Here is a 14,713-nt window from a genome sequence, read left to right as displayed (position 1 = left end):
CTCGGTAACAGTTTTGAACGATTGACCTAACGTGAGCCGGTTTGTTACTAGAGGGCGTCGCTTTGATTCAATCAGGGATGAAAAGCGACAGGCTGCAAATCTATTTGCTCTTTAGGGGGAAACTTATGAAGACGGCAAAGCGCTTTGAGCGCCTTCGGAAAGCCGGCGCTTGGCGAAAGAGATCACTCGCATCGGCAGCCACTCTCTTATTCGCGGGCGCGTTGGCTGCGCAACCCGCATGGGCGCTGCCATCCTGCACGCCGAGCGTTACAGCGTGCTGTGTCGCCGATTCGCCCGGGCAGACCTATATCATGGCCAATGACCTCACCCGCTCCGTCGCGGGCGATTGCGTTGATATCTCCGCTCCAGGTGTGCTCTTCGAGCTGAACAGCCACAGCATCATCGGGCCGACGGGGCAACCGGGGATTGGCCTCCATGTGCTTTCAACCGCTCCGAATACCACGGTGTTCGGCGGCGGCCTCATCGAGCATTTCGCGACCGGCTTCCAGACTGATGCGGCCAACACATTTGCCATCGAACCCGAGGCCGTGTTCAATAACCGTGGGGTGGTATTCAACGGTCCGGGCGCTCTCGGGTTGGTGCCAATAGCGGAGCTTAACCTACACAATGGAATCGTGGTCACCCCTGCCGCCGACGGATCCTTTTTGATCGAACCCGTGGGTGAGAGCAACAACGGCAATGGTATCGTCCTGAACGGCACCACCGGTGTCATGTTGTGGGACGCGGTCGGCATTGCCAACGTGGGCTACGGATTGTGGCTGAAGGGAGCTTCCTTTAACTTGGTGAATGGCGGCGTGTTGGAGCAAAATACGATCGCGGGTGCCTACCTCGGATGCCACGCTGGCGGGCCGAGCTCAAGCGCCTGTTCAATCCCGCCGAGCAACGGAAATACGCTTGAGGGCTTGGATTCGAATTCGGTTCCGCTGGTTGTTGGTAGCGGATGCCCCACCTCGCCGCACCCCCAACCCTACGGAATCGTGATCGATACGGGGAACGCGAAGAACCACATCGTAGTTTTCGAGACCGATACCAACAGTAACTGCCCTACCCCTGGAGACACCATATCCGACGGTTTTGACAACAACGGTGCTGCCTGCGCCGGTAACGTGTGGTTCGACAACGCCTACACCAAAGGGCCCAACCACGTCGCCAACCCATCGCATCCCTGGTGCATGGATTGACCTCTCAGGATTGAGTTAATCGAGCTGCGCGGGCCGTCTCCGTCAGGGGACGGCCCGTTCTTTCCAACAACCGCTGAGTCGTCGGCCTGGTCGAGAAGTGCGCGAGCGCCGTCCCACAGCGCTTGCGTGTGCGCCGCGCTCGTCTTTGACTCGCTTAATGCGTCCTGCGACTAATACCGCCGTTTATTTCGAACGGCGGCGCACGATGCGCCGCGGGAGAACGGTATGAACAAATGGTACGGGCGCCTGAAACGCGGCGGCGTGGCCTGGCGTGGCGCGGCGGCAGGGATGCTGGGAGCTATCGCGGCCCTATGGGCACAGGGAGTGGCCTGGGCGCTCCCGTCCTGCCCGGTCTATCCGGCGCTGATCAGCAAGTGCTGTGTCGCCAACCAGCCGGGGCAGATATACGCCCTGAACAACGACCTCAGCGCGCCTGGCGAGTGCATCGACATCTCGGCCCCCAACATCTATTTCCTCATGAACGGCAAGTCGCTCACCGGGCCGGGCGCGACGGGTATCGGAGTGCACGTGCTGTCCACCGCGTCCAATGTGATCTTCTCCGGGCAGGCGCCGATCCAGGAGTTCGCAGTCGGCTTTCAAACCGACGCGCCCAATACCCTCGCCTACGGGGTGGAAGCCGTGCTCAACGGCAAGGGCATCGTCTTCAACGGCCCGGGCGCCTTCGCCGTACAGCCGGTAGCCGAAGGAAGCTCCAGGCACGGTATCGTGCTGACGTCGGCGGCCAGCGGTTCCTTCATCTGGGGAGCGGCCTCGGGCTCCAACAGTATGAGCGGTTTCTTGCTCAACGGCGTGCAGGGCGTCACTCTGCGCGGCCCCGAAGCGGTCGAGAACGGCACCTACGGAATCTGGTTCAAGGGCGCGTCGTTCAACACGGTGATAGACGGTGCCTTGGAGGGCAACACCTTGGCCGGCGCCTACCTTGGATGCAATCCCGCCGGGCCCAGCGTCGGCTGTGCGACTCCGCCCAGCAACGGCAACACGCTGGAGGGCGGTGACAGCCTGGGGCTGTACGTCGGCAGCTGCCCGGGCAACTCCCAGCACAACCAGCCGTACGGGGTCGCAATCGACAAGGGCAACGTCAAAAACCACGTGTATGCCGTCAAGTCGGACACCAACGGAAGCTGCGTTACACCGGGCGACACGCTCTTCGACGGCTATGACGGCAACCCGGGCGCGGGCTGCGCGGGCAACTTCTGGCTCGCCAACAGTATGACCAGCGAAAACCACGCGTGGACCCTGGCCCATCCGACGTGCATGAACTGAAGGTGCGTACGGGCCGTCTCTGCTCACGGACGGCCCGCGGTCTCAAGAGTCAGCCGAGTTGAGTAAGCGAGACGGTTCCGGTAGCTTTATTTGCTCGAAGCTCCAAGGAACCGCCATCCCATGAACTCAACCATCCGCAAGCTCGAAGAGCGCGCCCTGCGCACCGACCTCCCCGACTTCCGCGTGGGTGACACGGTCCGCCTCCAGGTCAAGGTCGTCGAGGGCGAAAAGGAGCGCATCCAGTCCTTCGAGGGCGTGGTGATAAAGATGAATCGCGGGGCCAACCGCGCCACCTTCACCGTGCGCAAGATCTCCTACGGCGTGGGCGTCGAGCGCATCTTCCCGCTCCACTCGCCGCGCATCGAGAAGATTCAGGTCTTAAGCCGCGGCAAGGTGCGTCGCGCGCGCCTGTACTACCTGCGCGAGCGCTCGGGCAAGGCCGCTCGCATCAGCACGGCGTAGCGTCGCCGAGCGAGCCCGGGAGTCTGCGCGAAGCAAGCGCTTCGCCGCTCGCCCGGAAATCACAAAGACCTCTACTCCACGGACGGCGGATTGATGTCGGCCCACAGCCGGCGCATGAACTCGATGTGGGTTTCGACCGCCCACAGCGCGTCGGCCGCCTCATCCTCGGGAATCACGCGGAAGACCGAATGCGCGGTGGAGTCGCCGTGTTCGCGATCGACGTCGACGTGCACGCTGAAGAAGCGCACCGCGTCCTCGCCGAGCCCGTAATGGCGGCGCAGGCCGGCGATCACGCGCGGGTAGGCCTCGGGGTTGTGCAGTTCGGAGCCGAGGCTGATGCCGGCCAGGGTCGTGTACCACGGGCGCGAGTCGGCCAGCCAGTACATCCAGTGCACCATCGCAGTGGCGTCGGGCGACATCCGCGCCCGCAGCATCTGCGCGCGCGGGATCCCCAGCGCTTCGCCGAATTCGAGGTACAGCTCCATGTGCGAGCGGCCGGTGCCCGACTGGCGGCCGAGCTCCTCCTCGTTGAGGTTCTCGACGATCGCCCTGCGCGCGGCAAAGTCGTCGCACTTGGCGTAGATGAGGCCGAGAATGTTGGCGTTGTGGCCCTTGTTGCCGATATAGAGCTGGGTTGCCCAGTGGCGTAGCTGTGCGGGGCTCAGCTCGCCGCGCTCGATCTTGTCGATGGTCGGATGATGCTTAAGCGTGCGCCGTTCGCGATCGAGCCGCGCAAAGAGCGCTTCGAGCTGTCGTTGACCCCGCTCGACATCCATCGCTCGGCTCTCCCTTCCTAGTGCGCGGCGCCGGCGCCGGGCGCCACCCGCACGTCGCCCTCCAGGTGCGCGCCCTCGCATACTCGCAGGGCGTCGGCCCGGATGCGTCCGATGACGCGCGCGTGGGGTCCCAGCACGACCAGACGCGACTCCAACACGTCGCCCCGCAACTCGCCCAGCACCAGCAGGCGCGGCGAGCGCACCTTGCCCTCCAGCGTGCCCTGGTCGGCGATTACGACCAGCTCGCTCGAGCTCACCTCGCCGCGGAAGCTGCCCTCGATGCGAACCGGCTCCTGGAAGACCAGGCGGCCCGAGACGTTGATATTGCGCCCGACCGCCACGCGCGTGCGCTCTTCGACCCACGCCGCCCCGGGCGTGGGCGGGATGCTGATGGTCGGCTGGGGCGGTTGCAGATCGCCTGGACCGGCGGGATCAGTGCTGGCGAACTTTGCCATGGGCTTGGCCGCCTTACGGCGCGGGGAAAACGTGACAAGCGACCGCGTGCCCGCCCCTTCCCGTCTCCAGCCGCGGCTCGACGCTCCGGCAAATATCTTTCGCATAAGGGCATCGCGGATGGAAGCTGCAGCCGGGCGGCGGATTGAGCGGGCTCGGCATCTCGCCCGGCAGCTTTATCCGCTCGCCGATCGCGGCACCCTCCAGTGTCGGGATCGCCGAGAGCAGGGCGCGGGTGTAGGGATGGCGCGGGTTGGCGTAGATCTCGTCGCGGTCGGCGAGCTCGACGATCTTGCCGAGATACATGATCGCGGTGCGCCGGCTGATGTGCTCGACCACGCGGAGATCGTGCGCGATGAAGAGGTAGGTCAGATGGAGCCGTTCCTGGAGGTCCTGCAAGAGGTTGATGATCTGCGCCTGGATCGAAACGTCGAGCGCGGAGACCGGCTCGTCGAGCACCAAAAAGCGCGGGTTAACCGCCAGCGCGCGCGCCACCCCGATCCGCTGGCGCTGGCCGCCCGAGAACTCATGCGGATAGCGGTCGAGGGCGTCGGCGCCCAGGCCGACCATCTCGAGCAGGGCCACGATGCGCTCCTCCTTTTCGCGTCCGCGGGCCAGGCGATGGATTTCGATTCCCTCGCCGACGATCGCGCGCACGCGCATGCGCGGGTTGAGCGACGCGTAGGGATCCTGGAAGACAACCTGCATCTCGCGCCGCAGCGCGCGCAGCTCGCGCCGCGAGAGCGTGGCGAGATCGCGCCCGTCGAAGATCACACGCCCGGCGGTCGGCTCGATGAGCTTGAGGATGAGCCGCCCCAGCGTTGACTTGCCCGAGCCCGACTCGCCCACCAGCCCCAGCGTCTCACCCGCATGGATCGCCAGATCGACGCCGTCCACCGCGCGCACCACCAGCCGCTTGCGCCCGAGCAGATCGAGCGAGCCGGCGGGAAACTCCTTGCGCAGGCCCTCGGTCCTGACCAGGGTTTCGCCCGCCGCGGGCGCGGCGAGCGGCGCGGCTGCTTGCACGGCGTCAGACACGGATGCAGGCGACCAGATGGTTGGGGGCCTTGGGCTCCAGCGGCGGCACCACCCGCGCGCATTCGTCGATGGCGAGCGGGCAGCGCGGATGGAACCGGCATCCGGAGGGCGGATTGGACGCGCTCGGAATCGTGCCCGGGATCGCGCGCAGCCGGCGATGGCGCTGGCCGCCGACGCCCGGGATCGAGTCGAGCAGCCCGCGGGTGTAGGGGTTGAGCGGATTGTGAAACAGCTCGCGCGCCGCCGCCTGCTCCATCACGCGCGCGGCGTACAGGATGGTGACGTCGTCGGCGTACTGGGCGACGATTCCGAGGTCGTGGGTGACCAGGATCACGGCGAGCTTCAGCCGCTCCTGGAGCTCGTGGATAAGGTCGAGAATCTGCGCCTGGATCGTGACGTCGAGCGCGGTGGTCGGCTCGTCGGCGATCAGCACTCGCGGATTGCACGCGAGCGCCATCGCGATCATCACCCGTTGGCGCATCCCGCCCGAGAGCTGATGCGGATAGTCGTTGACGCGCCGCTCGGGGTCGGCGATCCCGACCATCCGCAGCGCCTCGATCGTGCGCGCCAGCGTCTCGTGGCGCGAGGTGTGCTGATGGAGCCGGACGGCCTCGCCGATCTGACTGCCGATGGTGAACACCGGGTTGAGCGAAGTCATCGGCTCCTGGAAGATCATCGCGATCTTCGCGCCGCGCACCGCGCGCATCTCGGCCTCGCTCAGCTTGAGCAAGTCGCGCCCCTCGAACATCACCGCGCCGCCGACCACCCGCCCGCGCTCGGGCAGAAGCCGCATGATCGAAAGCACACTGACGGTCTTGCCCGAGCCCGACTCCCCGACCAGGCCCATCAGCTTGCCCGGCGCAACCGCGAAACTCACGCCGTCCACCACGCGGACCTCGCCGGCGTCGGTGAAGAACGAGGTCCGCAGATCCTTGACTTCGAGCAGCGGCTGCACGCGCAGTCCAACCTATCATCCGCCCGCCGCGGTTTCAGCAGGCGCCGAGCGCTGCCGCCTTAGGCGTGCACGCGGGGGCGGCGATCCGCCCACGGCGCGGCTTGCTCGAGCTGTGCGGCAAGCCGTATCAGCAAATCCTCGCGCCCGTAGGCGGCGACGAACTGCACCCCGACCGGCAGCCCGTCCGCCGTCATGTGCAGCGGCAACGAGAGCGCTGGCAAGCCCGCGATGTTCCACGGCGGAGTAAACGGGCTCACCTCGTTGAGCCGCTTGCCGATCGCGCGCGGCTCCTCGCCCGCGCGCAGCTTGAAGATGCCCAGCGGCGGCGCAGGCTGGGCCAGGGTCGGCGTCACCAGCACGTCGAAGCCGCCCGCCCACCATCCGGCCACCGCACGCGAGAATTCGTTGAACCATTCGCAAGCGAGCAGGTAGCTCGCCGCGCTCATCCGCCGCCCGCGCTCGACGAGAAACCAGGTCCACTCCTCGAAGTCGTCGGGGCCGAGCGCGCGAGCGAGCAGCTTCTCGCATTCGGCCGCCAGCTTCGCCTCGCCGCCGGCAACGACCTTGCCGAAGGCGGAGTTGATGCGCGGGTCGTCGAGCGCGGCCGGGAAGTTTGCCTCGACCGCATGGCCGAGCGCTTCGAGCAGGCGCGCCGCGGCGCGCACGGCGGCCGCGCATTCGGGATGGAGCCCCGGATGGTAATTGGGTGCGCGGTCCATGAAGCCGATTCGCAGGCGGCCGGGCGCGCGGCCGACCTCGTCGCGATACGGACGCGCGGGCGGCGGCGCGGTCCACGGATCGCCCGGCATGTAGCCTTGGATAACATCGAGCGCGGCGGCGGCGTCGCGCACCGAGCGCACCAGCGCGCCCTCCTCACACAGCCCGTGCCAGAACTCGCCGTGATCAGGGCCGAGCGAGGTTCGCCCGCGCGACGGCTTGAGCCCGACCAGCCCGCAGAAGGAGGCCGGGATACGCACCGAGCCGCCGGCGTCATTGCCATGCGCGATCGGCACCATCCCGGAGGCGACCGCCACGGCCGCGCCGCCACTGGAGCCGCCGGCGCTACGGCCGGGGTCCCACGGATTGCGTGTGGCGCCCCACGCGCGGCTCTCGGTCGAGAGCGTCGCGCCCCATTCGGGCGCCGTGGTCTGGCCGAGCGCGACGAGGCCCGCGTCGAGGAACTTGGCTGCGACGTAGGTGGTCCCGCCCGCCGTAAGGGCGGCCTCGCGCAGCGGCTTCCATCCCCAACTGAACGGCTCGCCGGCGATCGTCTGATTCAGATCCTTCATCAGAAACGGCACGCCGCCCAGCGGCGCCGTCGCACGCCGCGCGAACTCGCGTGTGTCGGCGCGCGCCTTGTCGTAACGCGGGTAGATGACGCAGTTGAGCTGGGGGTTGAGCCGCTCGATCCGTTCGATCGCGGCCTCGACCAGTTCCGCCGCGCTGATGGCGCCTTTTGCGACCAGCTCGGCCTGCGCGGTCGCGTCGAGCCAAACGAGTTCGTTGCCGCTCATGCTTGCGATTCCTCCGCGTCGGATCCCGTTCCCGGCCCATCCGTCGGGCCGCGCATGCGCCCTACGCCGCGCTTATGGCGAGGTTGCGGCCGAAGGCGCCGCGCCGGCGCCTGCGACGGCGCGCATACTGTCGAAGAACTTCGCGTTGGTATTGATGATCTGGCCGAGCGCGGCGAGGATCTGCCCCGACATCTCGGGCACCGCGTCCCTGCCGACGCGGAAGACCGAGGCGTCCTCGTAAACTTCGCCCGGCAGCTTGTCGGAATAAATCGTGAACGCCACCGACACCGCCGACATCCGGCCGACAAGCTGGTTGTCAATGCCTTGCCAGATGTCGACGCAGGAGAAGTGCACGCCCACGCCGAAGCCGCCGGTGTCCCCGACCAGCTCATAGCCGACCGAATCGTGCACCTTCTGCTTGAAGGCCGTGCACAGGCTTTTGCCCACCGGATCGGTGCAGCGGCAATCGACGTCGATGTTGGTGCGTACGGCGGCGGCGGCGGCGGCCGCGTGCGCCGCCGGGCCGCCAATCACGAAGACGGCCACGAGCAGGGCCGCCGCAACGATCAATTTTCTTCTGAGTTTCACGACCCAAGCAGGCTAGCCAACGCCCCGCGCTGGGGGCAAGCGCGGCTTGTGTCCCGCGTGCGGCGCGGGCTTCAGCCCGGATACGGATAGCCGGTCGCCAGCGCGCGTTCGAGGTCGTCGTCGTAGCCGTAGATGTCGTCGAAGAAGTGGACTTCGCCGCCGGGCTCGACGACCGCCGTGCTGTAGAGGATGAGCACCGGGATCGGCTTGGTGAGGTTCACCTGCAAGGTCTGCGCGCCGTTCATCGCAGCGCGGATCCGCGCCTCGCTCCACTCTGGACGGTCGCGCAGGACCCATGCGGCGAGCGCCGCCGGATGCTCGACCCGAATACATCCGTGGCTGAAGTCGCGCCGCGCGTGCTCGAACAGTTCGGTCGCCGGGGTGCCGTGCAGATAGACGTTGTAATTGTTGGGGAAAATGAACTTGACCAGGCCGAGCGAGTTTTCGGGCCCCGGCTTCTGGCGAATCCTGAGCGTGCCCGAGCGCAGCGCGCTGAGAATATCGCCGTCAACCGGACCATCGGTGATTACCTGTCCGTCGCCGTCGATCACTTCGTAATCGTGCTCGGCGAGGTAATCGGGGTCGCTCCTGATTTTCGCCACCAACTCGGCACGCTGGATCGACAGCGGCACGTTCCAGTACGGACGGAAGATCAAGTAGCGCATGTAGTCGGCGAACACGGGCGTGTGATGGCCGTAGGCCTTGCCGACCACCACCTTCATCGACAGGAAATAGGCCGGCTGCCGACGCATCGTGCGCAGCCGGAACTCCGGGATGTTGACCACGATCGGGGGCTGCGGAAAGCTGCGTGGAATCCATCGGTAGCGCTCCAGCGTGTATTGCAGCTGGCGCACGCGCAGGCTGAGCGGCTTGTCCAGCTCGGCCGCGGTATGCGGGCCGAGCAGGCCGTCAACATCGAGACCGTGGCGGCGCTGGAAATGTCTCACCGCGGCCACCACTTCGCCGTCGTACGCTGCGGCAGGCGCGGCCGCGGCGCCGGCTGGAGACAGGTCGCCGAGCTGGCGCAGGCGCCCTACGAGGCGCGCCAGCGCAGGATACGAGTCGCCCGGGCGGACCGGTTTTGCGGGAATCGGAATCGGCGGCGCGTCGCCCTCCTGCGCGAGCTTCATGTACGTTGCGAGCGCCGCCTCCGCGCGCCGGTAACCGGCGTATCGCGGCTCGACCATCGCGAGCGCCGCGCCGACATCCGGCGCGTTGAGGATCGAGTTGCGCAGCAGATGGGGCAGGTCGTCATGCTTGGGCCCGACCGGGCCGAACCTGAAGTGGCGCGGATTTACCCGCCCGATGCGCAGCGCTGCGATGTAGCGCATCGCGCACACCGTCAGCGCCAAATCGAAATGTGCGCCGTCGGTTCCCTCCGGCCGCCCCAGCCGGGCTGTCCGCGCGTCCCATCGCGAGGCGTCGTAGTCTTCCGGATTAAGTCCCTTGAGCGCAGCCTGCTTGAAGAGCGCGACCATCGCAAGCGCCTGCGGAGTCGGCCGCCCGCCGCTCATCCATGCCAGGGAATAGCCGCCGGCCGCGTAGAACCTGCCCGCGTCGTCGCGAACGTCGGTGAAGTTGGGCCAGCGCAGGTCAGCAAGCGCGCCCGACTCGAGCAACGCGCGCAGCTCGTCCTGCGCCGCCGCTCGAACCCCCGTCGGCGCGCCGGCCGCGAGTGGCTGCGCGCGCAGCGGAGCGAGCAGCGCGAGTGCAAGCGCGATCAGGATCGGCAACAGTGGCATGCTGAGGCTGCGACGCATAAGCCACGATCAAGGCCACAGTTTTTTGAGCGTGTCGAGCGGGCCGCGCGCGCCGCGGACTGGCACCCGCACGAGAATCATTCGCAGACCGTTTGGGCTAGGACCACACGCGATGCGCGATCTCGGCGACCAGGCGCAGCTTGCCTTCCTGCGCCGATTCGGAAATCGGATTGCCCTCCCATACCGTGCCGAAGCCGCATTGGGTTGAGAGCGCGAGCCGCTCGCGCCCGACGAAGCGGCTGGCCTCTTCGATGCGCCGCACGATCGCGTCGGCCGGCTCCAGCTCGGCACGCTTGGTCGAGATCAGACCGAGCACCACGCCCTTGTCGGAAGGCACTTCGCGCAGGGGTGCGAAGGAGCCCGAGCGCCAATCGTCGAATTCGAGCAGCCAATGGGCGAAGTTGCCAGCGCGCTTGAAAACCTGCGACGCGATCGCCTCATAACCGCCCTCGCCAACGTAGTAGCCGCGGTTGTTGCCGCGGCATAGATGGAGTCCGAACGTGACGCCCGGAACCCGGGCTACCGAATTGATTAGATCCATCCCTTCGCTGAGCAGCCGGTCGGGATCCATCCCGCGCTCGGCGAAGTCCTCGCGCCGGCGCTCCGGATCGCACAGCATGCCGAGCTCGGGCGCGTCGATCTGGATGTACTCGCAGCCGAGCGCGGCCAGCTCCTGGGCCTCCTGGCGGACGATTTCGGCGGCGTCGGCGAAGAGATCGAAGGGGTCGGGATAAGCGTCGCGCGAGTACTGCGGCGACCATCGCAGCGTCATCATCAACGGGCTTGGCAGCGTGACCTTAAGCGGTCGGGTGGCGCGCCCGCGGGCGTAGGCGAACTCCTCGGCGGTAAGCGAGCGCGTGCGCCGGATCCGATCCACCACTGCGTACTGGACCTGGATTTGGACTTCCTCGGCGGGCCGGTCCTGCTCGTGCGGCCGCCGCCACGTCCGCGTGAAGGCGGGGATCGGCTTGACCCCGGTGATAACGTCGGTCAGCGGCGCGATGAAGTGCGTGCGCCGCATCTCGCCGTCGGTAACGACGTCGACGCCGCAGCGCTCCTGGAGCGCGATCGCCTCGTCCACCGCGCGGTCCTCGAGGCGCTTGAATTCGCGCACGCGAAGCCGGCCGGACTCCATCTGTTTGCGCGCGGCCTTGAGATACCCCGGCCGCAACATCGAGCCGATCACTTCCGCGCGATAGAGTACTGACATGGCGGCGCGCCTCCCTGGGCAGCGCAACTTTACTGAGGATCGATTCGCGATCGCAAAGCGGCGGGCGCGCCGAGGCGGACGTGAGCCAAGTCGGGAGCGAGGCTGTTTTGGAAGGGCGGTCCTGGGGTGAGGAATCAGGGGCGCGGAAGCTTTAATCTGAACTAATTAGCGATAGATTCGCGGTTTAGGCGTTGCATAAACGCTACGCTTAGCTCTATTTCTTCACTGTCTGATCTTTCATCTAATTTAGCTAATCTCCTTCTTACGGAATCTTTAAAACGTAAATCACCGATTTGGCACGGAAAATGCCTTTCACAGCGGCCAACGAGCCGCTTCGATGGCCAGTGTGGGTTGTCGCAGGGAGGAGATCATGGGTGATGTGATTCCTGACTTGTCCGGGGACGCGGTCGACCGCGAACCTTGCCTGCGAGCACTCTGGGAATACCAGCGGGAGGAGCTACATACTCTGGCTTCGGCAATCGCGACGCGATGCGACGCGATCGTCAACCACTGGTATGAGCTCTGCTGCCTGAAGCTCGGCCGATCGCGACGACTCACACAAACGCAGTTTTCCGCTATCTTCTCGCCCTACCTCAGGTCCGCCATGCGGTCGGTCCTGGATAATCGCTTCGACCATTTCGCCGCCAGCATCGAAGAGTTGAGCGAACGGCTGGCCTGCGCCGGAGTGCCGTTTGCCGAAGTCACCCTCACGCTGCATCTGTGCAAGCAGAGCATCTCGTCGGTCTGCGCCGACGAGCTTTCGCCCGAGCGCTACAGGCTCCTGGACAGCCTGACTCAGATTCGTGCTGCGCTTTTGGCCGAGGCCTACTTCCGCGCGCGCTCCCAGCACGCACAGGATGAGACGCGGGCGCAGCAGTCAGCGAATAAAGGCAAAGGCGCGGAGTTTTACGGCCTGGTCGGCAGGAGCGCCGCGATGCGACGCATCTTCGACCGGATCGCCGCCGCGGCTCGCACGCGGGGCACAGTGCTTCTGGTCGGCGAGAGCGGAACTGGCAAGGAGCTGGTGGCGCGTGCGATTCACGAAGCCGGGATGCGAGCGGGCGCGCCTTTCGTGGCGGTCAACTGCCCGGCTATCCCGCGCGACCTGATCGAGAGCGAACTGTTTGGCCACCGGCGCGGCGCCTTCAGCGGCGCCAACCTCGACCATCCGGGACTATTTCGCTCGGCCGACGGCGGCACGCTGCTACTCGATGAAGTCACCGAGATGAGCCTGGAGACGCAGAGCAAGCTGCTGCGCGTCCTGCAGGAGCGCAGCGTGCGTCCGGTCGGCTCGACGACTGAAATTCCGGTTGACGTGCGGCTCATCGCGTCGACCAATCGACGGCCCGACGCGGCAGTCCGGATGGGGCTGATTCGGCAGGACCTCTATTACCGCCTGCAGGCGAGCGTGATTGAGATTCCGCCGCTGCGCGAGCGCTGCGAGGACATCCCTCCGCTAGCGAACCATTTCGTCCGCCTGTTCAACGCGCGCGCCGCGCGGCCGACCGCGGTCAGCGGGATCGACGCGGAGGCGATGGCCGCGCTGCTGCGGTACTCGTGGCCGGGCAACGTGCGCGAGCTGTCCAACGCCATCGAAAGCGCGATCACCTTCGGCCGCGGCGAGCGGATCGGGCTCGACGACCTGCCGGCGGCGATCCGCGACAACGAGCCGGCCTTCTTCGCGGGCGAAGGCGTTGCACAAGCCAGCGAAGTTGCGGTCGCCGGCGAATCCCGCCCGCCCACGACCTTCGAGGAAACCGAGCGCGAGCTCATCGTGCGCACGCTGCGCATCGCTGGCAACAACAAGACGCTCGCGGCGGAACTCCTGCACATCTCGCGCAAGAAGCTGTATGCGCGCCTGGCCCGCTATGGGCTCAAGACGGGCAACCGGCGCGCCAATCGCGAACACCTCCTCTCGCCCCCGTTGGCCGCCAAAATCGGTTGAGCGGCGGCTCGCCGGGCTGTCCTTTTCACTCATACAGACGCCGGCTGTCGGCCGTCCCTCACGGGGCGCCGTGGCCGGGGCCGCGCCTTTAGTTTAGCGCGGGCCTCGAGTGCTGGTCTGCGGCTGGGCTGGCGAATATTCGCGCGCGCGAAGCGCTCTCGCCTGAACGAACCGTCAACCAATAAGGGTGGGCGTCGTAGCGCCGCCCGAGGTCAAGCTGCTGTCGGGCTTCGCGCTGGGGACCGACTGCTGGATGAAGTAGCAGGTGATCGCACCGTTGGAGTCGATCGAGGAGACCCACACCACCGCAAAGCCCATCACCTGCACTGACGACCGGCCGTTGGCACCCGCAAAGTCCATCAGCGGGATCAGCATGATCCGCGGATCGTTGGGATCGTGGCTCTGGAAAGTGCCGGTGGAATATTGATTCTGCCCCATGCTGAGGCGGTACTGGACCGCGGTGCGGGTGGGGCCGACGATGTTGCCGGGTTCGGTCTGGACCATGTCGCCGATGCTCACCGCACCCGAGTAGCCGTTCTGAACATTGGACTGGTAATTCGAGGCGCCGGTGCCGCCAAAGGCCAGCGGGCCCCAGTTGCCGGGACCGACCTGGCCGCTCTTGAGCACCATCTGGGTCCCGTAGGTGTAGCTGGTCTGGTAGTCGACGCCGAGCGGAACCGCGCCGTTTGCGGAGCGCACCGCCTGGGCGGCGGCCGTTGCGCTGGCATGCAGCGTGACCGCCGAGCGGGCGTCGGCGTTGGCCATCCCGAGCAGCACGCAGAAGTAGCACGGCATCGTGCGCGCCACGCTCATGCTGATCGATTTGTTGCCGGAGGCCACCGACACCGACGTTATTTCGTCCGACTTGACGCCGTTGCGGGTGACATAATCGCGCGCGGCCGATTCGGCCGCTGCGGCGTCGGCCGGCAGAAAGGTCGCGCCCGCCAGGACCGCGGTGTCCGCCGCCGTCTGCAGACCTGTCTGGTTGTAGTAGAAGTCGCCGACATCGAGGACGAGAGTCAGCGAACCGATGATGGCCGGCAGGGCCGCCGTGATCAGGAACATTGCCTGTCCCCTGGCCATCGCGCGCAGCCTCTGGCGTGTTGCTTTCATCGGAGCGCCTTCCGGCGAAGCTTGCTCTTCCCGGCCGAATGTCAGGCGGCTTCGTTAAACAGGCGCGGACGCGACGCAAAGCTCTGCGAGCGCGCGAGCTGCGTGACCGCCGCCGAGCGCGGCGAGCTGAAGGCGCTTTCCAGCGAGAGTCTCGCTGACAGCACCTTGCTGCGGCTGCGGAAAATCGTGGTCTGCGGCTTAAGCGAAGCGCCCGCGCCCTTGCTACGCTCCTGCTGCAGGGCGGACGGAGGCAGGTTGGCTAGACGCCGGGAATACGCCCGCTTGTGCAGGCGGTCCGCGATCGCGAGCGCGGCAAGGTACATCGCCACCGCGTTGCCGAAGATCAGGCTGCTGAACAGAATGTTGACGTCGTGCAGGGGGTTCATAGATTCGCTCCTCCTAACCTCAGAATC

Annotated in this window: 14 protein-coding genes; 4 read left to right on the top strand and 10 right to left on the bottom strand. The window is 66.5% G+C overall.

Features of this window, described 5'->3' with window-relative positions; translation table 11 throughout:
* Window positions 1-311 precede the first annotated feature (311 nt).
* The 3 genes from VFB33_06965 to rplS all read left to right on the top strand — a co-directional run bounded on the left by VFB33_06965 (window position 312) and on the right by rplS (window position 2,948).
* A complete protein-coding gene (locus VFB33_06965; GenBank protein ID HZO81421.1) occupies window positions 312-1,202 on the top strand; it encodes a hypothetical protein in 891 nt (296 codons plus the stop codon).
* Between the two features lie 225 nt (window positions 1,203-1,427).
* A complete protein-coding gene (locus VFB33_06960) occupies window positions 1,428-2,486 on the top strand; it encodes a hypothetical protein (protein HZO81420.1) in 1,059 nt (352 codons plus the stop codon).
* A 120-nt stretch (window positions 2,487-2,606) separates the two neighbouring features.
* Entirely contained in the window at window positions 2,607-2,948 is a 342-nt protein-coding gene (gene rplS, locus VFB33_06955) for a 50S ribosomal protein L19 (GenBank protein HZO81419.1), read from the top strand.
* A 71-nt stretch (window positions 2,949-3,019) separates the two neighbouring features.
* On the opposite strand, the gene VFB33_06950 is transcribed toward rplS, so the two are convergent.
* The 8 genes from VFB33_06950 to VFB33_06915 form a co-directional block, all read right to left on the bottom strand.
* Complete coding sequence (locus VFB33_06950; protein HZO81418.1) at window positions 3,020-3,724, bottom strand: iron-containing redox enzyme family protein; 705 nt, start codon at window positions 3,722-3,724, stop codon at window positions 3,020-3,022.
* A gap of 17 nt (window positions 3,725-3,741) precedes the next feature.
* Entirely contained in the window at window positions 3,742-4,179 is a 438-nt protein-coding gene (locus VFB33_06945) for a polymer-forming cytoskeletal protein (protein ID HZO81417.1), read from the bottom strand.
* 13 nt (window positions 4,180-4,192) lie between these two features.
* Window positions 4,193-5,215 carry an ABC transporter ATP-binding protein gene (locus VFB33_06940; GenBank protein HZO81416.1) on the bottom strand — a complete coding sequence of 341 codons (1,023 nt, stop codon included), beginning with the start codon at window positions 5,213-5,215 and terminating at the stop codon, window positions 4,193-4,195.
* Window positions 5,208-6,170 (bottom strand): ABC transporter ATP-binding protein, encoded by a 963-nt coding sequence (locus VFB33_06935; protein HZO81415.1) that lies wholly within the window; start codon window positions 6,168-6,170, stop codon window positions 5,208-5,210. Before VFB33_06935 ends, VFB33_06940 begins: the two co-directional genes overlap by 8 nt.
* 59 nt (window positions 6,171-6,229) lie before the next feature.
* On the bottom strand, window positions 6,230-7,684 hold the full coding sequence (locus tag VFB33_06930) for an amidase (GenBank protein ID HZO81414.1): 1,455 nt from the start codon (window positions 7,682-7,684) through the stop codon (window positions 6,230-6,232).
* A gap of 72 nt (window positions 7,685-7,756) precedes the next feature.
* Window positions 7,757-8,272 carry a hypothetical protein gene (locus VFB33_06925; protein ID HZO81413.1) on the bottom strand — a complete coding sequence of 172 codons (516 nt, stop codon included), beginning with the start codon at window positions 8,270-8,272 and terminating at the stop codon, window positions 7,757-7,759.
* A gap of 71 nt (window positions 8,273-8,343) precedes the next feature.
* Window positions 8,344-10,014, bottom strand: a complete 1,671-nt coding sequence (locus VFB33_06920; GenBank protein ID HZO81412.1) for a L,D-transpeptidase family protein — start codon at window positions 10,012-10,014, stop codon at window positions 8,344-8,346.
* A gap of 115 nt (window positions 10,015-10,129) precedes the next feature.
* Window positions 10,130-11,242 carry a cobalamin-independent methionine synthase II family protein gene (locus VFB33_06915; GenBank protein HZO81411.1) on the bottom strand — a complete coding sequence of 371 codons (1,113 nt, stop codon included), beginning with the start codon at window positions 11,240-11,242 and terminating at the stop codon, window positions 10,130-10,132.
* Window positions 11,243-11,846: 604 nt separating this feature from the next.
* On the opposite strand from VFB33_06915, the gene VFB33_06910 reads away from it, so the two are divergent.
* Window positions 11,847-13,187 carry a sigma-54 dependent transcriptional regulator gene (locus tag VFB33_06910; protein ID HZO81410.1) on the top strand — a complete coding sequence of 447 codons (1,341 nt, stop codon included), beginning with the start codon at window positions 11,847-11,849 and terminating at the stop codon, window positions 13,185-13,187.
* A 174-nt stretch (window positions 13,188-13,361) separates the two neighbouring features.
* Here VFB33_06910 and VFB33_06905 read toward each other — a convergent pair whose 3' ends face one another.
* Together VFB33_06905 and VFB33_06900 are read right to left on the bottom strand one after the other, a co-directional pair.
* Window positions 13,362-14,270, bottom strand: a complete 909-nt coding sequence (locus VFB33_06905) for a Tad domain-containing protein (protein HZO81409.1) — start codon at window positions 14,268-14,270, stop codon at window positions 13,362-13,364.
* A gap of 71 nt (window positions 14,271-14,341) precedes the next feature.
* Entirely contained in the window at window positions 14,342-14,686 is a 345-nt protein-coding gene (locus VFB33_06900; GenBank protein ID HZO81408.1) for a hypothetical protein, read from the bottom strand.
* Between the last annotated feature and the right edge of the window lie 27 nt (window positions 14,687-14,713).

The organism is Candidatus Binataceae bacterium, from assembly GCA_035650475.1.
Lineage (GTDB): Bacteria > Desulfobacterota > Binatia > Binatales > Binataceae > JAKAVN01.
This window is presented reverse-complemented; position numbering and strand designations above follow the sequence as displayed.

Excerpts from the sequence above, each read along its gene's own strand:
- VFB33_06965 (HZO81421.1), top strand. The coding sequence starts at position 312 with ATGGCCAATGACCTCACCCGCTCCGTCGCGGGCGATTGCGTTGATATC.
- VFB33_06960 (HZO81420.1), top strand. The coding sequence starts at position 1,428 with ATGAACAAATGGTACGGGCGCCTGAAACGCGGCGGCGTGGCCTGGCGT.
- rplS (HZO81419.1), top strand. The coding sequence starts at position 2,607 with ATGAACTCAACCATCCGCAAGCTCGAAGAGCGCGCCCTGCGCACCGAC.
- VFB33_06950 (HZO81418.1), bottom strand. The coding sequence starts at position 3,724 with ATGGATGTCGAGCGGGGTCAACGACAGCTCGAAGCGCTCTTTGCGCGG.
- VFB33_06945 (HZO81417.1), bottom strand. The coding sequence starts at position 4,179 with ATGGCAAAGTTCGCCAGCACTGATCCCGCCGGTCCAGGCGATCTGCAA.
- VFB33_06930 (HZO81414.1), bottom strand. The coding sequence starts at position 7,684 with ATGAGCGGCAACGAACTCGTTTGGCTCGACGCGACCGCGCAGGCCGAG.
- VFB33_06920 (HZO81412.1), bottom strand. The coding sequence starts at position 10,014 with ATGCCACTGTTGCCGATCCTGATCGCGCTTGCACTCGCGCTGCTCGCT.
- VFB33_06915 (HZO81411.1), bottom strand. The coding sequence starts at position 11,242 with ATGTCAGTACTCTATCGCGCGGAAGTGATCGGCTCGATGTTGCGGCCG.
- VFB33_06910 (HZO81410.1), top strand. The coding sequence starts at position 11,847 with ATGCGGTCGGTCCTGGATAATCGCTTCGACCATTTCGCCGCCAGCATC.
- VFB33_06905 (HZO81409.1), bottom strand. The coding sequence starts at position 14,270 with ATGGCCAGGGGACAGGCAATGTTCCTGATCACGGCGGCCCTGCCGGCC.
- VFB33_06900 (HZO81408.1), bottom strand. The coding sequence starts at position 14,686 with ATGAACCCCCTGCACGACGTCAACATTCTGTTCAGCAGCCTGATCTTC.